This window comes from Bradyrhizobium sp. Bra64, assembly GCF_024519875.1.
Classification (GTDB): Bacteria; Pseudomonadota; Alphaproteobacteria; order Rhizobiales; family Xanthobacteraceae; genus Bradyrhizobium; species Bradyrhizobium japonicum_G.
Map to the genome: position 1 here is coordinate 88,926 of NZ_JALJRD010000001.1, position 21,246 is coordinate 110,171.

At 65.3% G+C, this 21,246-nt stretch carries 20 protein-coding genes; 6 read left to right on the forward strand and 14 right to left on the reverse strand.

Translation table 11 applies throughout. From position 1 onward, the window contains the following. Positions 1 to 3: 3 nt before the first annotated feature. The gene (gloB, locus tag NR187_RS00395; RefSeq protein WP_256805456.1) at positions 4 to 771 is read right to left on the reverse strand and encodes a hydroxyacylglutathione hydrolase; all 768 of its coding nucleotides are present in this window, start codon (positions 769 to 771) and stop codon (positions 4 to 6) included. Between the two features lie 108 nt (positions 772 to 879). Here gloB and NR187_RS00400 point away from each other — a divergent pair, with 108 nt between their 5' ends. Then, positions 880 to 1,626, forward strand: coding sequence for a methyltransferase domain-containing protein (locus tag NR187_RS00400; protein WP_211386113.1), 747 nt, complete (start codon positions 880 to 882; stop codon positions 1,624 to 1,626). 74 nt (positions 1,627 to 1,700) lie between these two features. Here NR187_RS00400 and NR187_RS00405 read toward each other — a convergent pair whose 3' ends face one another. From NR187_RS00405 to NR187_RS00425, 5 genes are all read right to left on the reverse strand, one after another. Beyond that, on the reverse strand, positions 1,701 to 2,501 hold the full coding sequence (locus NR187_RS00405; RefSeq protein WP_211386114.1) for a DUF4167 domain-containing protein: 801 nt from the start codon (positions 2,499 to 2,501) through the stop codon (positions 1,701 to 1,703). Between the two features lie 465 nt (positions 2,502 to 2,966). Beyond that, on the reverse strand, positions 2,967 to 3,848 hold the full coding sequence (prmC, locus tag NR187_RS00410) for a peptide chain release factor N(5)-glutamine methyltransferase (RefSeq protein WP_256805457.1): 882 nt from the start codon (positions 3,846 to 3,848) through the stop codon (positions 2,967 to 2,969). Positions 3,849 to 3,855: 7 nt separating this feature from the next. Beyond that, positions 3,856 to 4,941, reverse strand: a complete 1,086-nt coding sequence (gene prfA / locus NR187_RS00415; RefSeq protein WP_256805458.1) for a peptide chain release factor 1 — start codon at positions 4,939 to 4,941, stop codon at positions 3,856 to 3,858. A 57-nt stretch (positions 4,942 to 4,998) separates the two neighbouring features. Further along, on the reverse strand, positions 4,999 to 7,266 hold the full coding sequence (ptsP, locus tag NR187_RS00420; protein ID WP_211386117.1) for a phosphoenolpyruvate--protein phosphotransferase: 2,268 nt from the start codon (positions 7,264 to 7,266) through the stop codon (positions 4,999 to 5,001). A gap of 269 nt (positions 7,267 to 7,535) precedes the next feature. Then, the gene (locus NR187_RS00425; RefSeq protein ID WP_211386118.1) at positions 7,536 to 8,792 is read right to left on the reverse strand and encodes an aspartate kinase; all 1,257 of its coding nucleotides are present in this window, start codon (positions 8,790 to 8,792) and stop codon (positions 7,536 to 7,538) included. A 146-nt stretch (positions 8,793 to 8,938) separates the two neighbouring features. Between NR187_RS00425 and NR187_RS00430 the strand changes: the two genes are divergently transcribed. From NR187_RS00430 to NR187_RS00440, 3 genes are all read left to right on the forward strand, one after another. After that, positions 8,939 to 9,406, forward strand: a complete 468-nt coding sequence (locus tag NR187_RS00430) for a PH domain-containing protein (protein WP_256805459.1) — start codon at positions 8,939 to 8,941, stop codon at positions 9,404 to 9,406. 14 nt (positions 9,407 to 9,420) lie between these two features. Continuing rightward, positions 9,421 to 10,194, forward strand: coding sequence for a bifunctional 2-polyprenyl-6-hydroxyphenol methylase/3-demethylubiquinol 3-O-methyltransferase UbiG (gene ubiG / locus NR187_RS00435; RefSeq protein WP_211386120.1), 774 nt, complete (start codon positions 9,421 to 9,423; stop codon positions 10,192 to 10,194). A 194-nt stretch (positions 10,195 to 10,388) separates the two neighbouring features. Further along, entirely contained in the window at positions 10,389 to 11,288 is a 900-nt protein-coding gene (locus NR187_RS00440) for an EamA family transporter (protein ID WP_211386121.1), read from the forward strand. A 13-nt stretch (positions 11,289 to 11,301) separates the two neighbouring features. On the opposite strand, the gene NR187_RS00445 is transcribed toward NR187_RS00440, so the two are convergent. The 5 genes from NR187_RS00445 to NR187_RS00465 are packed head-to-tail and all read right to left on the reverse strand — an operon-like array spanning position 11,302 to position 14,093. Continuing rightward, positions 11,302 to 11,787 (reverse strand): DUF1178 family protein, encoded by a 486-nt coding sequence (locus NR187_RS00445; protein WP_211386122.1) that lies wholly within the window; start codon positions 11,785 to 11,787, stop codon positions 11,302 to 11,304. Continuing rightward, positions 11,784 to 12,662, reverse strand: coding sequence for a carbon-nitrogen hydrolase family protein (locus tag NR187_RS00450; RefSeq protein WP_211386123.1), 879 nt, complete (start codon positions 12,660 to 12,662; stop codon positions 11,784 to 11,786). The genes NR187_RS00445 and NR187_RS00450 overlap by 4 nt, the downstream gene beginning before the upstream one ends. Continuing rightward, positions 12,659 to 12,934, reverse strand: coding sequence for a glutaredoxin 3 (grxC, locus tag NR187_RS00455; protein ID WP_211386124.1), 276 nt, complete (start codon positions 12,932 to 12,934; stop codon positions 12,659 to 12,661). Before grxC ends, NR187_RS00450 begins: the two co-directional genes overlap by 4 nt. 48 nt (positions 12,935 to 12,982) lie before the next feature. Further along, complete coding sequence (locus NR187_RS00460; RefSeq protein WP_256805460.1) at positions 12,983 to 13,774, reverse strand: ComF family protein; 792 nt, start codon at positions 13,772 to 13,774, stop codon at positions 12,983 to 12,985. Between the two features lie 4 nt (positions 13,775 to 13,778). Further along, positions 13,779 to 14,093, reverse strand: coding sequence for an NIPSNAP family protein (locus NR187_RS00465; protein ID WP_256805461.1), 315 nt, complete (start codon positions 14,091 to 14,093; stop codon positions 13,779 to 13,781). Between the two features lie 142 nt (positions 14,094 to 14,235). On the opposite strand from NR187_RS00465, the gene NR187_RS00470 reads away from it, so the two are divergent. After that, entirely contained in the window at positions 14,236 to 15,084 is an 849-nt protein-coding gene (locus tag NR187_RS00470; RefSeq protein ID WP_256806187.1) for a methyltransferase domain-containing protein, read from the forward strand. 113 nt (positions 15,085 to 15,197) lie between these two features. Here the strand turns inward: NR187_RS00470 and NR187_RS00475 are convergent, their stop codons facing one another. From NR187_RS00475 to NR187_RS00485, 3 genes are all read right to left on the reverse strand, one after another. Continuing rightward, positions 15,198 to 15,608, reverse strand: a complete 411-nt coding sequence (locus NR187_RS00475; protein ID WP_211386126.1) for a (deoxy)nucleoside triphosphate pyrophosphohydrolase — start codon at positions 15,606 to 15,608, stop codon at positions 15,198 to 15,200. 10 nt (positions 15,609 to 15,618) lie between these two features. Next, positions 15,619 to 16,860 (reverse strand): bifunctional glutamate N-acetyltransferase/amino-acid acetyltransferase ArgJ, encoded by a 1,242-nt coding sequence (gene argJ / locus NR187_RS00480; RefSeq protein WP_256805462.1) that lies wholly within the window; start codon positions 16,858 to 16,860, stop codon positions 15,619 to 15,621. Positions 16,861 to 16,990: 130 nt separating this feature from the next. Further along, positions 16,991 to 17,980, reverse strand: coding sequence for a peptidylprolyl isomerase (locus tag NR187_RS00485; protein ID WP_256805463.1), 990 nt, complete (start codon positions 17,978 to 17,980; stop codon positions 16,991 to 16,993). Between the two features lie 354 nt (positions 17,981 to 18,334). On the opposite strand from NR187_RS00485, the gene secA reads away from it, so the two are divergent. Beyond that, the gene (secA, locus tag NR187_RS00490) at positions 18,335 to 21,175 is read left to right on the forward strand and encodes a preprotein translocase subunit SecA (protein ID WP_211386129.1); all 2,841 of its coding nucleotides are present in this window, start codon (positions 18,335 to 18,337) and stop codon (positions 21,173 to 21,175) included. The last annotated feature ends 71 nt before the right edge of the window (positions 21,176 to 21,246 follow it).

Genomic DNA, 21,246 nt, shown 5'->3' on the forward strand with positions numbered 1-21,246 from the left:
CCGTCAGGATTTGTTTTTGCGCTCGCGCAGCTCGCCGAACACCGCGGCGGCATCCGCACCCTTCATGTGCAGCCTGGCTGCGACCGAGGGTTCGTCAGCACGCAGGAACACGTTTGCTCGCTTCTCGTCACCAAGCAGTGAGGGAATGGTCGGCCTGTTCTCGGCCCGCAGCTTCGCCACCTCCGCCGCGCGCGCCTGGAGCGCCGCATTGTCGGGGTCGACGGTGAGCGCGAATTTGACGTTGGACGCCGTGTATTCATGGCCGCAATAGAGCTTGAAGTCGTCGGGCAGGGCACGCAGCTTCAAAAGCGAATCCCACATCATCGGATAGGTGCCCTCAAACACGCGGCCGCAGCCGATCGAGAACAGCGTGTCGGCGGCGAACACCGTCTTCTCGGTGTCGAACACGTAGGAGATGTGGTCGAGCGTGTGGCCCGGCGTCTCCAGGACGCGCCCCAGCAGGCTGCCGACCTTGACGATTTCGGCATTGGCGACGCGCAGGTCGACGTCTGCGATCTTCGTCGTCTTGTCGTGCGGCGCGACGACGCGGCAATTGTATTTCTGCTTGAGTTCGGCGACGCCGCCGACATGATCGCCATGATGATGGGTGATCAGGATGTCGGTGAGTTGCCAGCCCTCGCGCTCCAGCGCCTTCAGGATGGGACCGGCCTCCGGAGCGTCGATCGACGCCGTCGCCTTGGTTTCCACATCGTGGATCAGATAACCGAAATTGTCGTTTAAACAGTTGAAAGTACGAATTTCGGCGGCCATGTCATCTCCATCGGGCTCAGCCCCGCCAGACAAATATGGCCTTAACGTTGCGCAGGCAATGCAATATTCCGCGCGCGGGAGCTGCCTCGTGCATGTTACATTGCCGTCATGACCATTGATGTCGTCGACCTCCGCGAATTCTACTCCCGCCGCCTCGGGATCGTGGCGCGGCAAATGATCAATCGCGGCATCAGGGAACGCTGGCCGCGTGCCGGGGGCCAGCGCGTGCTCGGCATCGGCTATCCCACGCCCTATCTCGGCCTGTTCCGCGAAGATGCCGAGCGCTGCATCGCCTTCATGCCCTCGGCGCAGGGGGTCTTGAAATGGCCGACGGGACGGCCGGCGCTGGCCTCGCTGGTGGATGAGTTCTCGCTGCCGCTCCCTGACGCTGCGGTGGATCGCATTCTTCTGATTCACGCGCTGGAAATGTCGGACGATCCAGCCGCGCTGCTGCGCGAGGTGTGGCGCGTGCTGTCGCCATCCGGCCGCGTGATCGCGGTCATCCCGAACCGGCGCGGGGTGTGGACCCGCACCGACAGCACGCCGTTCGGTCACGGCCGCCCCTATTCGCGCTCGCAGATCACCGACCTTTTGCGCCAGACCTGGTTCACCCCGACCGCCTGGGGCGAGGCGCTTTTCATGCCGCCTTATGCCGGCGGCTGGGTGCTGAGATCCGCGCAGATGTGGGAGCGCGCCGGTGCGGCGCTGTCGCTGCCCTTCGCCGGCGTGCACATCGTCGAGGCCACCAAGCAGGTCTACCGCGCCATCCCCGCCAAGCGCGAGCGGGCGCGGTTGATTCCCTCGCTGGCCAAGCCGGTGCTGGTGCCGTCCTCGACGACGGCGACGCGCGGCTGAAAACAAATCGTCCCGGCGAGGCCGGGACGATTCAGTTCAGGATATCTGGTTCAGTCTGGCGACGGCGTTGCAGCCTACTCGCCGGCCACTTCGTCGCTCGATGCGGCCGGAGCAGCTTCGCGCTCGGGGCGCGGGCCATGCGGCCGGCGGCGCCGCCGCGGAAAGCGTTCACCGGCACCACCGCCTTCGAAGGCGCCCGGGACATTCGCGCCACCATTCACTTGCGGCTGCGGGCCGGTGATGAAGGAGGGCAGACGGTCGACGCTGCCGGCGTCGGCAACGACGGGCTGCGGCTGGTTCAGCGGGAGCGGCTGAGGCTGGGGCTGGTATTGCGGCTGCGGACGGTGCTCACGTTCACGGTGCTCGCGCGGCTGCTGGTTCTCGCGCTGATAGGGCTGGTTTTCGCGCGGCTGATGGTCACGCTGGTGATGATCGCGCTGGCCGTCGCGGTCGCGCATGAAGGGCTGCTGCGGCGGCGGCGGCTGCGGGACGAAACCCGGCTCCTGGCCGAAATTCGAGAAATTCTCGCCGTCGTCCTCGCCGTCGTCGCCGCTGTTGTTGCTGATCGGCTCGTCGCCGCGCGGCTGCTGGTTCTGGCGGAACTGTTCCTGGGCCGTCGCGATCAGGCGGAAATAATGCTCGGCGTGCTGGTAGTAATTCTCGGCCGCAACGGGATCGCCTGACGAGCGCGCGTCGCGCGCGAGCTGCAGATATTTTTCAGCAATATGCGAAGCCGTGCCGCGGATCTTGATGTCGGGTCCGTTGGACTCGTAGACCCGGGTCATCGGGTTCTGGCCGCGTCGGTTGTTATTATTATTGTTGTTATTGTTGTTGTTGCGGTTGCGCATCCGCTGCTTGTTCTGACCGTTTCTCATGTCCTGCCTTTAATTCCAGCCCTAAAGGTTGCACGCATTACTGATTGCTAGGAGTGACCCGATGACAGCGGTTCACACCGCTTGCGCGCACCGCGCGCGAGCGCGGAATTGATCCCTGCCGATGTTCGTCGACCGTCGCGTTCAACAAAGACGCGTTCCCCACCCGCCAGCATTGATCGCCAGCGAACCCATTCATTTCGCCTGCCGAAACAAGCCCAGCTGTGTTGCGTAAGTCTTCAAGCGCAATATCAGGCTTTCGTTCACTTTGCGGTCGGAGAGCAGCGCAGCTCCAATGGCCATCGCGCTTCACAGGACCTGCGGCTTGGAACCTTTAAATCAGTAAAGCTCTCGCCCGAGAGCCCGGCTTTCGTCCGTAGATCTACGGGGCCGGCACCGATGTGTTGATCGGAACGTAGTCGTTCCCAAGGGATATTCCAAGAGGTTTTTTGCAGTCCAATCCGGCTTTTATGGGGGCATTTTTCGGGCCGAAACCGCCCGCAGGATACCCGCCAGATCGGCCCTGGGCGGCCTGTCCACAACCAACGCGGCAGCCGTCATCAAGGTTTCAATATTCCGGGCCTGGCCCTGCCCGGCCTCGACGATCAGCGCTCCGCCGGGGGCCAGTCGTTCGCTCGCCTGAGGGATCAGGGCGCGATAAGCGTCATAGCCGTCATTGCCGCCGTCGAGTGCCAGATGTGGATCGTGCTCGCGCACCTCGACGCTCAGTTTCGGAATCTCGGCCGAGGGAATATAGGGCGGGTTCGAGACGATGAGGTCGAACGGGCCGCGGAGCGCCGCTGCGTAGGAGCAGGCGACGAAGCCGGCGCGGCCGGCGAGGCCCAGAGCAGCGGCATTGCTCCTCGCGGTGTCGAGGGCGTTCGGGCTGAGATCGGTGCCGACACCGAAGGCATCGGGAATTTCGTGCAGCAGCGCGAGCAGAATGGCGCCCGACCCGGTGCCGACATCCGCGATTCGCGGCGGATGAGATATTTGCCGCTCGCCAAACAGCTCGAGCGCGCGCTCGACCACGGTTTCGGTATCGGGACGCGGCACCAGCGTTGCTTCCGACAGACGAAACGGCAGGCCCCAGAATTCGGCTGTGCCGAGAATGCGCGCCACCGGCTCGCCCGCGATCCGGCGCTCGGCATGCTGCGCGAGCCGCGCCGCCTCGGCTTCGCCGAGGGGGCGGGCGCCCTGCGCGATCAGACCGGTCAGATCGAGGCCGAGCGCCGCACCTAGCAGGATGCGGGCGTCGAGCTCGACGTCGTCGAGCTGTGCCGATCGCAGTTTTGCCGCCAGCGCGCGCCGCGCGCTCTCGATCGATAGTCCGGTGAAGGGATTGCTCACGTGCCCGTCATGCCGCCACGCCTTGGGCAGCGAGCTGCGCCGCCTGGTGCTCGGTGGTCAGCGCGTCGACCAATTCGCCGAGCGCTTCGCCGGCGATCACCTGCGGCAGCTTGTAGAGCGTCAGATTGATGCGGTGATCGGTGACGCGCCCTTGCGGGAAATTGTAGGTGCGGATGCGCTCGCTGCGGTCGCCGGAGCCGACCTTCTCCTTGCGCTCGGCGGAGCGTGCGGCGTCAAGGCGTTGTTGCTCCGCGTCGTAGATGCGCGAGCGCAGGATGTTCATGGCGGAAGCGCGGTTCTTGTGCTGCGAGCGGCTGTCCTGCATCATCACCACGATGCCGGTCGGAATGTGGGTGATGCGGATCGCCGATTCCGTCTTGTTGACGTGCTGGCCGCCGGCGCCCTGCGCGCGCATGGTCTCGATCCGCAGATCGTCATTCTTGATGTCGACGTCGACGTCCTCGACCTCCGGCAGCACGGCGACGGTGGCGGCGGACGTATGGATGCGGCCCTGCGTCTCGGTGTCGGGCACGCGCTGCACGCGGTGCACGCCGGATTCGAACTTCAGCTTGGAGAACGCGCCGCGGCCCTGTACCTCCGCGATGATCTCCTTGTAGCCGCCGACGGTGCCTTCGCTCGCCGAGATCACCTCGACCTTCCAGCCCTGCAAGCTGGCGAAGCGCTCATACATCCGGAACAGGTCGCCGGCGAACAGCGAGGCTTCGTCGCCGCCGGTGCCGGCGCGGATTTCCAGCACCACGTTGCGGTCGTCCATGGCGTCCTTGGGCAGCAGCGCGACGCGGATCTCCTGGACCAGCGCTTCGATCTTCGGATTGAGCTCGTCGCGCTCGGCCTCCGCCATGCTCCGCATCTCGGCATCGGTCGCGGGATCGGCGATCAGCGCCTCGGTGTCGGCAAGCTCCTTGACGGCGGAGCGATAGGCTTTGACCGCTTCGATCAGCGGCGTGATCTCGGCGAGCTCGCGCGTGATCTGCACATAGCGCTCGGAGGCGAGCTGGCCAAGCGATTCGGCCTCGAGCGAGGCGTGATGCGCGAGCAGAATGTCCAGTTTGGCTTCGGGAAGTGACGACATCGGTTCGGTCTCAAAATGCGGAAAAGGGCGAGGCGGCGGGAAGCGGCGGCAGGCCCGCTACAACGCCAGGCCTTCGGCCTCGGCAAATTCCGTCAGCTTCTGCCGGATCGAGACGCTCCCGGCGGGTGCGTCCAGCAAGGGGCCGAGCATCGCTTCGGCCTTCTTCGCGTCGAGGTCGATCACCATCGCCTTGACCGGACCAAGTGCGGTCGCCGAAAGCGACAGCGAGCGGTAGCCCATCGCGATCAGCGCCAGCGCGCCGATCGGCTTCGACGCCATCTCGCCGCACAGCGACAGCGATTTCTTCGCGGCCTGCGACTTGCGCGCGATGTCGCGAAGCGCGCGCAAAATCGGCGCCGACATCGTGTCGAAGCGCTCGGAGACTTTCGCGTTGCCGCGGTCGACCGCGAACAGGAACTGGAACAGATCGTTGGAGCCGACCGAGATGAAGTCGACCTTCTTCAGGAGCTCGTCGAGCTGATAGAGCAGGGCGGGCACTTCGACCATGGTGCCGATGTCGATCCGCTCCGGCAGCGTGTGGCCGTGCTGGCGCAGATAGGTGAGCTCGCGTTCGACCAGCGCCTTCGCCGAATCGAATTCGGCGACCTCCGAGATCATCGGGAACATGATGCGCAGCGCGCGGCCGCCGCCGGCGCGCAGCAGCGCGCGGATCTGGCCGCGGAGCAGGCCGGGACGGTCGAGCCCGAGCCGGATCGCGCGCCATCCGAGCGCGGGGTTTTCCTCGATCACCGCTTCCATATAGGGCAGCGCCTTGTCGCCGCCGATGTCGAGGGTGCGGAAGGTGACGGGCTTGGCGCCGGCGGCATCCAGTACGGTACGATAGAGCGCGAGCTGGTCGCTGGTGCGCGGCAGGCTCTGGCCGACCATGAATTGCAGCTCGGTGCGAAACAGGCCGATGCCGGCGCTGCCGGTATCCTCGATGTGCGGCAGGTCGATCGCAAGACCCGCGTTGATCATCAGCTCGACCTTCTGGCCGTCCCTGGTGACGCAGGGCAGGTCGCGCAGCGCCAGATACTGCGCCTGGCGGCGGGCGCGGAAGCGCACGCGCTCGGCGAAGGCGGCCTCGACCTCCTGTGACGGCCGGACATAGATCGAGCCGGAGGTGCCGTCGACGATGATGGCGTCGCCGGGATCGGCGATGCCGGGCGCGTTCGGGACTTCGCCGACCGCGGGGATGCCGAGCGCGCGCGCCACGATCGAGACGTGGGAGTTGGCGGTGCCTTCCTCCAGCACGATGCCGCGCAGGCGCTTGCGGTCGTAATCGAGCAGCGCCGCCGGGCCCATCGCGCGCGCGATGACGATGGCATTGTCGGGCAATTGTTCACGTGAAGGCGCGTGATCCTGGCCGACCAGCTGCCGCATCAGGCGGTAGCCGAGATCCTCCAGATCATGCAGCCGGTCGCGCAGATAGGGATCGGTCGAGCGCAGCATGCGTGCGCGGGTGTCGGACTGCACGCGCTCGACGGCGGCTTCCGCCGTGAGGCCGGTGGCGACCGCCTCGTGCAGCTTGTGCGACCAGCCCTGGTCGTTGGCGAACATGCGGTAGGCTTCCAGCACCTCGCGGTGCTCGCCGCCCTCGGCGACGTCGCCGCGCTCCAGCATGCGGTCGAGATCGGCGCGCAGCTTGGCGAGCGCGGTGTCGAGCCGCTTGATCTCCTTCGGCAGGTCCTCGGCGATGTAGTCCTTGATGACGACGCGCGGCTCGTGCAGCACGACATGGCCGAGCGCGATGCCTTCCGACAGGATGGCACCGACCTTCTGCGCTGAATGGCGCGCGGCCGGCTCCTGGCCCGGCTGGGCCAGCGCGGACAGTTCGCCGGAGGCGATCAGCTCCGCCAGCACCATCGCGGTGGTCTGCAGCGCCTCGAGCTCCTCCTCGACATAGTTGCGCTTGGCGCGGTTCTGCACCACCAGCACGCCGAGCGTGTTGCCGGCGCGCAGGACCGGCACGCCGAGGAAGGAGTGGTAGATTTCTTCGCCGGTCTCGGGGCGGAACGAGAAGGCCGGATGGCTCTGCGCGTCGCTCAGATTGAGCGGCGTCGCCTCGCTCGCGACGAGGCCGACCAGCCCCTCATGGGCGGTCAGCACGGTATGGTGCACCGCCTCGCGGTTGAGGCCTTCGGTGGCGTAGAGCTCGAGCGTGTTGTCGATGCGCAGCACATAGACCGAGCAGACCTCGGCCACCATGTTGGCGGCGATCAGCACCACGATCTTGTCCAGCCGCTCCTGGGCCGAGACCTGCTCCGCCATGGTTTCGCGGAGCCGTCTCAACAAGACGCGGGGACCTCCCGACGCGCTCCGCATGAACCGTCAATCTCCTCCGTCTGCCGGGACCGAAAGGGCCACGGCGGCTCGCCCAGAAATCCAGAAAAACAACAAATATGCTCGTCCGGCGCCGGCCCCCGGCGGTTGCCTGAGCCGAATCAGCACCGCCTGAACTGGGGCACAGTTTCCGGCAGCCCACCCTGTTCGCCGTATAGCGAATTGGGGCTTGTTTTGCCAAGCAAAACGCCTGCCAAACGCGAAAGTGTGGACACCTTCGCGTTTGCTGCGACCGCTAAGAGAAAATTCGTCTAAACCTGATCGAGACCGTAGAGCGTGTGCAGGGTGCGCACCGCAAGCTCGGTATAGGCGGTGTCGATCAATACCGAGAACTTGATCTCGGAGGTTGTGATGGCCCGGATGTTGATATTCCGCCCCGCGAGGGCCGAGAACGCCTGGGCGGCGACGCCGGCATGGCTGCGCATGCCGCTGCCGATCACCGAGATTTTCGCGACATCGGTGGCGGTGTCGAGCCGCGCATAGCCGATCGTGCCCTTGGCGGCGGTAATCGTGTCCTTGGCGCGGGTGTAGTCGGCGGCCGGCACCGTGAAGGTGAGGTCGGTGGTCTTGCCGTCCTCGGAGACGTTCTGCACGATCATGTCGACGTTGATGTTGGCGTCGGCCAGCGGGCCGAAGATCGAGGCCGCAACGCCGGGCTTGTCCTCGATCTGGCGCACCGAGATCTGGGCCTCGTCCTTCGAAAACGCGATACCGGTGACGACGTGGCTTTCCATGATCTCCTCCTCGCTGCAGATCAGCGTGCCGGGCGGCTGGTTGGCATGCGGGTCGATATCCTCGGGCTTGTCGAAGCTCGAGCGGACGAAGATCGGCATGTTGTGGACCATGCCGAGTTCCACCGAGCGGACCTGGAGCACCTTTGCGCCCTGGGAGGCCAGTTCCAGCATGTCTTCGAACGCGATCTTGTCGAGCCTCTTGGCCTTCGGCACGATTCGCGGGTCGGTGGTGTAGACACCATCGACGTCGGTGTAGATATCGCAGCGGTCCGCCTTGACGGCGGCGGCGATCGCCACGGCCGAGGTATCGGAGCCGCCGCGGCCGAGCGTGGTGATGCGATTGGTCTCCGGGTTGATGCCCTGGAAGCCGGCGATAACAGCGACCTCTTTCCGCTCCTGGAAGCGCTTGATGATCTCGCTGCCGTCGATGTCCTCGATCCGGGCCGAGGCATGGGCGTCGCTGGTCTTGATCGGGATCTGCCAGCCCTGCCAGGAACGGGCCTGGATGCCCATGCCCTGAAGCACGATGGCGAGCAGTCCCGAAGTGACCTGTTCGCCCGAGGCGACCACGGCGTCATATTCGCGCGCGTCGTGCATCGGCGAGGCCTCGGTGCACCAGGCCACCAGCTCGTTGGTCTTGCCGGACATCGCGGAGACGACCACAGCCACTTCATGGCCGGCGTCGACCTCACGCTTCACATGGCGTGCGACGTTGCGGATACGGTCGATATTGGCGACGGACGTGCCGCCGAATTTCATCACGAGGCGGCTCATGACGACGCGTGCATTCCCTCTTAAGGATCAGTATGGTGACCCACGTGGTCCCGCGGATTCCGAACGCGCGTATACAGAGCGTCGGGGCCGGGGGCAAGCAGGTTCCTGCTGGGGCAGGGTGCGGGGGTAGTGGGTTAACCGAGATCATGGCGCGTTATATCGACGAGATCCTGCAGCCCGGCGAGAAGGTGCTGTATTCGACCAATGCGCACTGGATCTTCTATTTTCCGGCGATCCTGGCCTGGATCGTGGCCCTCGTCCTGTTCGTCTTGTCCCGGCAAACCGCCGTCGAGGGGCTGGTCCTGCTCTGTCTCGTCGGCTCCGGCCTGGTCGCCCTGGCGGCGCTGTACTGGACCGTGAAGGGCTGGTTCCATCGCTTCACCACCGAGACCGACGTCACCAATCTCAGGGTTGTGCACAAGACCGGATTCATCAAGCGCCGCACCTTCGAGATGGCGCTGGACAAGGTCGAGAGCGTCGACGTCAATCAGACCATTCTTGGACGAATTCTCAACTACGGCGACGTGACCATCAACGGCGTTGGCGAAGGTCGCGAGACCATCTCGACCATCGCCTCACCCCTCGCCTTCCGTAGTTCGATCACCACGCGGTAGGACCGCGCCCAGCGATGAGCATGCAGCAAGATACTTCCGCAACCACCGCCTCCCAGCCGGGCTCGACCGTCGACGCCGCCGAGATCGCGAAATTCTCGAAGCTCTCGGCCGAATGGTGGAATCCCAACGGCAAGATGGCGCCGCTGCACCGGATCAACCCGCTGCGGCTCGGCTACATCCGCGACGCCGCCTGCCGCAAGTTCGAGCGCAATGTGCGCAGCCTCAATTGCCTTGGCGGTCTGCGGGTGCTCGACATCGGCTGCGGCGCCGGCCTGCTGTGCGAGCCGCTGTCGCGCCTCGGGGCGCAGGTCATCGGCGTCGATCCCTCAGTGAGCAACATCGCCGCGGCGAAGCTGCATGCCGACAAGGGCCATCTTGCGATCGACTACCGCTGCACCACGGTGGAGGAGATCGACCCGCGCGAGCGCTTCGACATCGTGCTGGCGATGGAGGTGGTCGAGCACGTCGTCGACGTCGGCGTCTTCCTGAAGCGCTGCGCCGCGATGCTGAAGCCGAACGGCCTCATGGTGGTCTCGACGCTGAACCGGAACTGGAAGAGCTTTGCGCTCGCCATCGTCGGCGCCGAATATGTCCTGCGCTGGTTGCCGCGCGGCACCCACGAGTGGAACAAGTTCGTCACGCCGGACGAGCTGACGAAATATCTCCTCGACAACCGCCTCGTCATCACCGAGCAGACCGGCGTCGTCTACAGCCCCTTCGCCGACAAATGGACGCTCTCGTCAGATATGGACGTGAACTACATGGTCGTGGCGGAACGGATGGTGTGAGGGGCGGGTGTGGGTGAGGTGAGAGCTGCTCCTCCACAGACGCTGTCGTCCCTGCGAGCGCATGGACTTCGCCGGGACGACAGCCTGCGTGTTGCGAGAGCATCGCTCCCATGACGCCCGTGTGGTTGACCGCGTAGACGGTAGCTTGCAGGTTAGCTGTGCCTTTCCCGCATTAGCAGCCTCCAGCCCCACCCATGCTCACTGTCGCCAACCTCTGGATTCCCTTCACAATCGTCGCCGCGCTAGGTCAGGTCGCGCGCAATGCGATGCAGCGGTCGCTGACGAAGCCGCTGGGGACCTGGGGCGCGACCAATATCCGCTTCCTGTTCGGCTTCCCGTTCTCGCTGCTGTTTCTGGCTGCGGTGTTGGTGGCGACCGGCGATCATCTCAACGCGCCGCCGACGGTGTTCTGGCCGTGGCTCCTGCTCGGCGCACTCAGCCAGATCGTCGCCACCGGCCTGATGCTGCTCGCGATGAACGATCGTTCCTTCGTGGTGACGACAGCCTATTTGAAGACCGAGGCGATCCAGACCGCGATCTTCGGCTTCGTCTTCCTCGGTGATCATCTCACCTGGCTGAAGGTGCTCGCGATCGTGATCGCGACCATCGGCGTCGTCATCACGGCGCTGCGGCCCGGCGGCGAGAAGAGCTTTGCCGAGCTGAAGCCGACCATCACCGGCCTCGTCGCGGCTGCAGCCTTCGCGCTTTCTGCGGTCGGTTTTCGCGGCGCCATCATCAATGTGCCTGATGTCTCGTTCGTGACGGCGGCATCGTTCACGCTGGTGCTCGGCCTGTTCGTACAGACGCTGATCCTGACGATCTATCTGCTCTGGCGCGCACCAAAGGTGCTTCAGTCGATTTTGGGATTGTGGAAGCCGTCGCTGCTGGCCGGCTTCATGGGCGCCTTCGCCTCGCAGTTCTGGTTCCTGGCGTTCGCGCTGACGGCCGCCGCCAACGTCCGCACGCTCGCTCTGATCGAGGTGCTGTTCGCGCAGGCGGTGGCTTATTATTCGTTCAAGCAGCCGATCGCGCCGCGCGAAATCATCGGCATTGCGCTGATTGTCATCGGCGTGGCGGTGTTGGTGGGAGTCTGACGCACCTCGCGCGTCAGTTCCGGTCTTCCGGCAGCGTCGGGAGCGGCGAGACCTCGATGCCTTCGTCGATCAGCGACTTGGCCTCATCCGGCGAGGCCTCGCCATAGATCGGGCGGTGCTCCTTGTCGCCGTAATGCATCGCGCGGGCTTCGTTGGCGAAGCGCTCGCCGACATTGTCGGCGTTTTTCACGATGTGATCGCGCAGCTCTTTCAGCTTGGCGCGCAGCTCGCGCTCCTGCGCCATCATCAGCGAGGTCGGTCCGGATGGCGCAGCCTCGGGCGCCGCGGTCGTGGTGGCGAGCTCGGGCGGCGGCGTTGCGGGTCCGCGCCCCTTCTTGCCGACGATGCGCGGGGCCATGATCGCCTTGTCGACCTTGGCCGAACCGCAGATCGGGCAGGTCACCAGCTTGCGCTTCACCTGCGAATCATAGGCCGACGAACTCTGGAACCAGCTCTCGAAGTCGTGGTTGCGGTCGCAGTGAAGCGCGTAGCGGATCATGCCGATCCCCGCACGAGGTGCAGATGGTCCGGTCCGGCCTTGGGATCGGCCACGCCGAAGCGGCGGCCGTGCTGGAGCGAGGGGATGGCGCGGCGCGCGGTCTCGACCTTGGCCGGATCGATTCTGGCCATGATGATGCCGGGCTCGACATCGCCCTCCGCGAGGATCTCGCCCCAGGGATCAATGATCAGCGAATGGCCGTAGGTCTCACGCTTGTTCTCGTGGGTGCCTGCCTGCGCCGCAGCGAACACGAAGCAGCCGGTCTCGATGGCGCGGGCGCGCAGCAGGATGTGCCAATGCGCTTCGCCGGTCTTGCGGGTGAAGGCCGAGGGCACGGTGATGAAGGACGCGCCGCTTTCGGCCAGCGCGCGGTAGAGCGCGGGGAAGCGCACATCGTAGCAGATCGTCAGCCCGACCCGGCCCCAGGGCAAGTCGGAGATCACGGCCGTCTCGCCCGGCTGGTAATTGGCGGATTCGCGATAGCTCTCGCCGTCCGGCAGCTCGATGTCGAACATGTGGATCTTGTCGTAGCTCGCGAGCACATTGCCCTCGGGTCCGATCAGGAAGGAGCGGTTCACCGCCTTCTCTTCCGAGAAGCGCAGCGCCAGCGAGCCGACATGGATGTGGATCTTCAGCTCGGCCGCGAGCGCGCGATAGGCCTCGAGCGACTTGTCGTCCTCTTCGCTCTGGAGGTGCTCGAACAACGCCTTGCGGTTCAGCTGCATCATGTTGCTGACTTCGGGCGTCTGCACGTAGTCGGCGCCGTTGGCCGCAGCCTGCCGGATCAGCCGGGTAGCCTGCGCGAGGCTCGGCTCCGGCATCAGGCCGGTGCGCATCTGCACCATCGCGGCGGTGAAGGTCCTGTTGTCGCTCATGACTCCGCCTTGACGTTTTCGAGCATGCCGTCGAGCTTGCCCTCGCGGTCGAGTGCATAGAGCTCGTCGCAGCCGCCAACATGGGTTCCGCCGATCCAGATCTGCGGGAAGGTCGCCCCGTCGCCGGCGCGATCGTACATCTGCTGGCGCCAGTCCGGGTTCTTGGCGACATCGAATTCCGTGAAGGTCGCCTTCTTGCGGGTCAGCAGTGACCGGGCGGCGGAACAATAGCCGCAGCCCGGCCTGGTGTAGATCTCGACAGCAGCGGTCATGTCGCCTGGCGCTCTCATGTCATGAAATTCATTGAATTATATGGGACTTCACCTGACCTCCACAACCCGGGCAAAGACCAGCACGTCCACCTGGGCCGCTCTGGCGCGCAGCAAGGCACGGGCGCAGGCGTCCAGCGTCGCCCCTGACGTCAGGACGTCGTCGATCAGGATGATGCGGCGGCCCTGTACCTCAGCCTGACGGTCGGGGGATACCTGGAATGCTCCCTGCACATTTGTGGCGCGCTGGGCCCGCGACAGGCCGATTTGCTGCTCGGTGGCGCGCACCCGGCGCAGCACCTCACCCCGCAACCTCACTCCGCTCTGCCGTTCGATGATTCGCGCCAGCGCGCCGGACTGGTTGTAGCGGCGCCGCCAGGCCCGCCGCCAATGCAGGGGAACCGGCACCAGCATGTCGGCCCCGGCGAGCAGCTCGCCGCCCGCGCGCGCCATCCAGCGGCCCATCGCGGGCGCCAGATCGGTGCGGTCCTGGTATTTGAGCGCATGCACCAATGTGCGGGCGACATCGTCATAGCGCACCGCGGCGCGGGCTCGCTGGTAAGCGGGCGGGCTCGCGATCGCCTCCATCGACAGCATGTCGGGGCCGGGGTCATAAACGAAAGGGATGCCAAGCCGCGGGCAATAGGGCCGCTCGATGAACGACAGTTTTGCCCAGCAGGCCGCGCACACGCCCTCGCCATCGACCGGCTCGCGGCAGGATACGCACAGGGTCGGTAGCGCAATGTCGAGCGTCAGCCGCGGAAGATGCGCAAGCGCGTTACGGCAGGCACCGAGCGCGCCGCGCAGATGGCTCGAGATGGAGCGTGATGCCCCGGCGTCCATCGGACTACGGCTCTTTCGGGAGCACGGGTCGGAAGAACGATCGCTCATAACGGTGGAAGCAGTGCGTTTCCCTTGCAAAGGCGATCGCCTTCTGGACGTCCGGGTCTTCGGCGCTGTCTTTCCGATATTGCTCGTAGGCCGCAAAGCTCGGGAAGCTGAACATCGCCAGCGCGACGTCGCTCGCCCCCTCCGACGGCAGGAAGTACCCGTGGTGGACGCCGCCGAATCTTGGCAGCAGTTCCAGCCACATCCTGCCGTAAGCCTCGAATTCGGCGAGCTTGTCCGGAGGGACCTCGTATCGCAGGTAACAGGTGATCATCGTCTGATGCTCCGTCGCGCCGCGAAGTTGGCGCACATTGTTAGCCTGGAACGCGAGGCGGCGGTGTCGGCTCTCCGTGAGGGGAGGCTAGCGCCACACGCAGTGGATTGCCAGAACCGTCGTGATCGGCGTAACCATCGGCATGGCTCAGAATGCGCAAACCCCGCCCGCCTTGTTCGATCGCGCTTTGCTGCACGCGCGGCAACAGCGTGCGCAGGCACAGGGGGCTGTGAGCTTCCTGCTAGATCGGGCGACCGAAGACATGTCCGACCGGCTGGCCGCGGTGATGCGGGAGTTTGGCGCGGCGGCTGATCTCTGGACGCCCGGCGAAGGGCTGGCGGCCTTGCGCGCGCAGTTGCCGTCGCTCCAGCGGATTGCGCTTGGTGAAGCGGTCGAAGAAAAATTGCCTTTCGCAGCCGAAAGCATCGACCTCCTCGTCTCGGCGCTGGCGCTGCAATTCGTCAATGACCTGCCGGGTGTGCTCGCGCAAATCCGCCGCGCGCTGAAGCCGGATGGGTTGCTGCTAGCGGCGATGATCGGCGGCGACAGCCTGACCGAGCTGCGTCAGGCCTTTGCCGCGGCGGAAGCCGAACGTGAGGGCGGTGTGTCGCCGCGCGTGGCACCCTTCGCCGATCTGCGCGACATCGGCGCGCTGTTGCAGCGGGCGGGCTTCGCGCTGCCGGTTACCGACGTCGATCGCGTCGTGGTGCGCTATGGCAACGCATTCGGGCTGATGCAGGACCTCCGCCGCATGGGAGCCACCAATGTGCTGATCGAGCGGCGCCGCACACCGAGCCGGCGCGCGACGCTGCTGCGGATGGCCGAAATCTATGCCGAACGGTTCGCCGACCCGGATGGCCGCATCCGCGCGACGTTCGACATCATCTGGCTCTCCGGCTGGGCCCCCCACGCGAGCCAGCAGCAGCCGCTGAAGCCGGGATCGGCCAAAGCGAGCCTGGCGGAGGCGGTGAAGAAGGCGGGAGAGACGTAGCTCCTCATGGTGAGGAGGCGCGTCAGCGCCGTCGCGAACCATTGAGGCCCGGCTCTCACCCGGGGCCATCCTTCGAGACGCCGCTTCGCGGCTCCTCAGGATGAGGTCTGAACTCACATCAGCAAATCAATCAGATGCGGAATCAGCGGAATGTCCGCCGGCGGCATCGGATAGTCGCGCAGCTTGTTGGCACGGACCCAGGCGAGGGTCTGGCCTTCGCGCGGTTCTACCTGTCCTTCCCAGCGCCGGCAGATGTAGAGCGGCATCAGGAGATGGAAGCTCTCGTAGGCGTAGCTGGCAAAGGTCAGCGGGGCCAGGCACGGCTCGGCGACGGTGATACCAAGCTCCTCGTGCAGCTCGCGGATCAGGCTCTGCTCCGGCCGCTCGCCGGGCTCGAGTTTGCCGCCGGGGAATTCCCAGAGGCCGGCCAACGTCTTGCCCGGCGGGCGCTGCGCGATCAGGACGCGCTTGTCGGCGTCGACCAGCGCGCAGGCCACCACCAATGTCAGTTTGAGATCGGCCATCGGCGTCCGCTTACGACCTGTAATCCCCGTTGATCGCGACATACTCCTTGGTGAGGTCGCAGGTCAGCACGCGGTCGCGGCCCTTGCCGAGGCCGAGCGAGACCTTGATCGCGATCTCCGGCGCCTTCATCGCTTCCGACACCTGCGCCTCGTCGTAGTCGGGATCGCGCGCGCCGCTCTTGGCGACGCGGATGCCGTTGAAGGAGATCGAGAGCTTGTCGCGGTCGGCCGGCTCGCCGGCCTTGCCGACCGCCATTACGACGCGGCCCCAATTGGCGTCCTCGCCGGCGATCGCGGTCTTGACCAGCGGCGAGTTGGCGATCGACATCGCGATCTTGCGCGCCGAGGCCTTGGTCTTGGCGCCCTCGACGGTGATCTCGACCAGCTTGCGCGCCCCTTCGCCGTCGCGGGCGACCTGCTCGGAGAGATTGGCGAGCACCTGGTTGAAGGCTTTGACGAAGGCTTTCAGGCGCGGATCGCTGGCGCGGCTGATCTTCGGCGCGCCGTGTTCTGCAGCAGCGCCGGTGGCGAAGGCCAGCAGCGTGTCCGAGGTCGAGGTGTCGCCGTCGATCGTCACCGCGTTGAACGTGTCCTCGACGCCGCTCTTGAGCAAAGCCTGTAGCGCGGCGGGCGCGATCGGCGCGTCGGTGAAGATGAAGGACAGCATCGTCGCCATGTCGGGGGCGATCATGCCGGCGCCCTTGGCCATGCCGTTGATGGTGACCCTGGCCTTGCCGAGCTTCACGGTCGCTGTCGCGACCTTCGGGAAGGTGTCGGTGGTCATGATCGCCTTGGCAGCAGCGAGATAATCGCCGGCCTCGGCAGTCTCGGCGAGGCGGCCGAGCACGCCGTCGAACTTGGTTGCGTCCAGCGGCTCGCCGATCACGCCGGTCGAGGCGAGAAAGATCTCGCTTTCGCTGCAACCGACGGCCTTGGCTGCGATCTTCGCTGTCAGTGCGGTGGAGCTGCGGCCGGTCTTGCCGGTGAAGGCATTGGCGTTGCCCGAATTGACGACGAGGGCGCGCGCCTTGCCGCCCTTCAGCTTGGCGCGGCACCATTCCACCGGGGCGGAGGGGCATTTCGACTTGGTGAAGACGCCGGCGACCGCGGTGCCCTTGTCCATCACCGCCAGCAGCACGTCGGTGCGGCTCTTGTAGCGGATGCCGGCCTCGGCCGTCGCGAGACGGACGCCCGCGATCACGGGCATGTCGGGAACGTTTTTCGGGGCGAGGGGGGAGACGGAGGAGGACATCGCGGGGCGCCTTGGTGAGGTCTGGATATGCAGATGGCCGGGACATCCAGTGCGAAGACGTGCTTCGCACTTTCTGCCCGGCCATTGCGACGTTAGATACTATTGGCGTCCGTGAAGTGACAGCGAATTCTTACTTCTTCGCCGGCGGCGCCATCTTGCTGTCGGACGGCTTCGCATCGGAAGGCTTCGCATCGGAAGGCTTGGCATCGGAAGGCTTGGCATCGGAAGGCTTGGCATCGGAAGGCTTGGCCGCGTCGGCCGGCTTGGCGTCCTTGGACGCGTCGGCCTGGTCCATGCGCTCGACCTTGGCTTCCGCGCGCAGCTTGGCGACGTAATCGGCCTGGGCCTTGCGGGTCACGTACTGCTCGATCTGGGCCTTGACCTGCTCGAAGTCCGGCGCCTTGCGGTTGCGCTTTTCCTCGACCTTGATGACGTGCCAGCCGAACTGCGACTTCACGGGGTCGGAGATCTTGCCCGGCTCAAGCGCGAAGGCGACGGCGGAGAATTCCGGCACCATCTGCTCCTTGGTGAAGAAGCCGAGGTCGCCGCCGTCGGCCGAGCCCGGATCCTTGGACTTCTTCTTGGCGAGTTCGGCGAAATCAGCGCCCTTGTCGAGCTCGGCCTTCACCGCCTTGGCCTCGTCCTCGGTCTCGACCAGGATGTGGCGGGCGCGCACTTCCTGCTCGCCGGTGATCTGCTTGGAGGCCTCCTCATAGACCTTCTTCATGGCGTCGGGGGTGGTGGCGGCCTTGCCTTCGCCCGCGAGCAGGCTGTCCATCAGGAGGCGGTTGCGGGCGAACGCCAGGCGCTTCTTGAACTCCTCGCCGGCGGCGATCTTCTTGTCCTCGGCCGCCTTGCCGACGATCTTCATGTCGATCAGGAAGGACAGGACGTTCTCGTCCTTGGTCGCCGGGTCCATCTGGGCGAGGCTCGGTCCGAGTTCCTCCTCGGCCATGGCGACGTCGCTCTTCTTGATTTCAGCGCCATTGACCTTCGCCAGCACCGGATCGTCGGCAGCCCGGCCGGGACCCGCGATCAGCGCCAGCGCAAGGCAGCCCACGAGGGCGGTGGCGAGGCCGAAGCGCAGGCCGGTTTTGGTTACCGGGAACGAGGTGGTCATGGAAAATCCTTTTGTTGAAGCAGGGGGCTGCTCGAGCGGGGCGGACACTCGCCCAATTCAGGGGGGCTTGGCAACGCGAAAAGTCTGTCAAAATGATGATTTGGCCGCAATGCGCCCGCCGTTGACAAGGCCCTGACCGGGCCATATCTCTGCCCGGTCGCGACCATGGCGATGGCGTTTATTTTGCTGCGTTTTTGGCCGTTGAACCCAGACTTGCCCAATTCCCACCCATATGGCGGATGACCTCCCGCAGTCCGGGCTCTGGCGCCAGCAGGCGTCACGGTGAGTTGATAGGCAGGCGGGTGACAACCTCTTGGCTGCAACGCGGTTGAATCGCGAACACAGGAACAAGGCATGATCGGCGCGCTCGCCCGCAAGTTTTTCGGCTCCGCCAACGACCGGCGGGTGAAGGGATACCAATCCCGCGTCAACGCGATCAACGCGCTGGAGCCGGAGGTCTCGAAACTCTCCGACGAGGCGCTCAAGGCCCGCACCGCCGAGTTCAAGCAGCAACTCGCCGAGGGCAAGACGCTCGACGACCTCCTGGTCCCCGCTTTCGCCACGGTGCGCGAGGCGGCCAAGCGCACGCTCGGCCAGCGCCATTTCGACGTCCAGCTGATCGGCGGCATCGTGCTGCACGAGGGCGACATCGCCGAGATGAAGACCGGCGAAGGCAAGACGCTGGTCGCAACGCTCGCGGTCTACCTCAACGCGCTCGCCGGCAAGGGCGTCCACGTCGTCACCGTCAACGACTACCTCGCCCGCCGCGACTCCGGCTGGATGGGCCAGATCTACGGCTTCCTCGGCATGACCACCGGCGTGATCGTGCACGGTCTCGACGATGCCGAGCGCAAGATGGCCTATGCCTGCGACATCACCTACGGCACCAACAACGAATACGGCTTCGACTATCTGCGCGACAACATGAAGTACCGGCTCGAGGACATGGTCCAGCGGCCGCACTTCTACGCCATCGTCGACGAGGTCGACTCCATCCTGATCGACGAAGCGCGCACGCCGCTGATCATCTCCGGCCCGCTCGACGATCGCTCCGACTTCTACAACACCATCGACTCGTTCCTGCCGAGGCTCGACAAGACCGACTACGAGGTCGACGAGAAGCAGCGCACGGTGACGCTCACCGAAGCCGGCATGGAGAAGATCGAGGGGCTGCTGCGCGACGCCGGCCAGCTCAAGGGCGAGTCGCTCTACGACGTCGAGAACGTCTCCGTCGTGCACCACATCAACCAGGCCCTGCGCGCCCACACGCTGTTCACGCGCGACAAGGATTACATCGTCCGCGACGACGAGGTCGTGATCATCGACGAGTTCACCGGCCGCATGATGGCCGGCCGGCGCTATTCCGAAGGCCTGCACCAGGCGCTGGAAGCCAAGGAGCACGTCCAGGTCCAGCCGGAAAACCAGACGCTGGCCTCGATCACCTTCCAGAACTATTTCCGGATGTACGAAAAGCTCGCCGGCATGACCGGCACTGCGCTGACGGAAGCCGACGAACTGTTCGACATCTACAAGCTCGAGGTCGTGGAAATCCCGACCAATCTGGCGGTCGCCCGTCTGGACGAGGATGACGAGGTCTATCGCACCCAGAACGAGAAATACGCCGCGATCCTGGCCGAGATCGAGCGCGCCAATTCGCGATTGCAGCCGGTGCTGGTCGGCACCGCCTCGATCGAGAAGTCGGAAGTGATCGCCGAATATCTCAAGAAGCACGGCTACCGGCAGATCGATTTCGGCAACGAGAATTCGATGCAGAAGCTGTACGCCGCGGCGCGCGCCAACAAGCCGGCGAAGCTGTTCGCGGTCCTGAACGCGCGCTTCCACGAGCAGGAAGCCTACATCGTCGCCGAAGCCGGCGTCCCCGGCGCGATCACGATCGCGACCAACATGGCCGGCCGCGGCACCGACATCAAGCTCGGCGGCTCGCTCGAGATGCGGATCCAGCAGGAGACCGCAGGGATCGAGGACGAGGCCGAGAAGGCCAAGAAGATCGAGCAGATCAAGGCCGACATCGAGCATTTCCGCGATATCGTGCTGAAGGCGGAAGAGACCGTCGAGATCGAACCGGCGAAGGGCAGCAAGCCCGCCAAGACCGTGAAGAAGCCCGGCGGCCTCTACATCATCGGCTCCGAGCGTCACGAATCCCGCCGCATCGACAACCAGCTCCGCGGCCGTTCCGGCCGTCAGGGCGACCCCGGCCGCTCGAAGTTCTTCCTGTCGCTGGAAGACGATCTGATGCGCATCTTCGGCTCGGATCGCCTCGACAGCATGCTGCAGCGTCTCGGCCTGCAGGAGGGCGAGGCCATCATCCATCCCTGGATCAACAAGGCGCTGGAGAAGGCGCAGCAGAAGGTCGAGGCCCGCAACTTCGACATCCGCAAGAACCTGCTCAAGTTCGACAACGTCCAGAACGACCAGCGCAAGGTGATTTTCGACCAGCGCGTCGATCTGATGAAGGACGACAGCGTCGCCGAGACCGTCACCGACATGCGCCATGCCTTCATCGACGACCTCGTCGCCAAGCACGTGCCCGAGCATGCCTATGCCGAGCAGTGGGATGTTGCCGGCCTGAAGGAAGAGCTGAAGCGAGTGCTCGATCTCGACCTGCCGGTCGACGACTGGGCCAAGGAAGAGGGCATCGCCGACGAGGAGCTGCTCACGCGCATCGAGACCCGCGCCGACGAGCATATGGCGGCCAAGGTCGGGCAATGGGGTCCCGACGTGATGCGTTACGTCGAGAAGACCATCCTGCTCCAGACGCTCGACCATCTCTGGCGCGAGCATCTGATCATGCTCGACCATCTGCGCCAGGTCATCGGCCTGCGCGGCTACGGTCAGCGCGATCCGCTGCAGGAGTACAAGACCGAGGCCTTCAATCTCTTCCAGGAGATGAGCGCTCATTTGCGCGAGGCCGTCACCGCGCAGCTGATGCGGGTCGAGATTGTCCCGCCGGAGCAGGAAGCCCCGGTGCTGCCGCCGATGGAAGCGCACAAGTTCGACCCCAACACGGGCGAGGACGAAATGGCGCTCGCCAGCGTCACGCTCGGAGCGCAGGCCACGGACGCCGCGCTGCGCGATCCAAAGAACCCGGCATCCTGGGGCAAGATCGGCCGCAACGAGGACTGCCCCTGCGGCTCAGGCAAGAAGTACAAGCACTGCCACGGGCGGTATGCCTAGCGACCAGGTGTGAGGCGCGACGTCGGCGCCTCACTCTCTACCGTCGTGCTGCGAACAATCGCAACGACCAA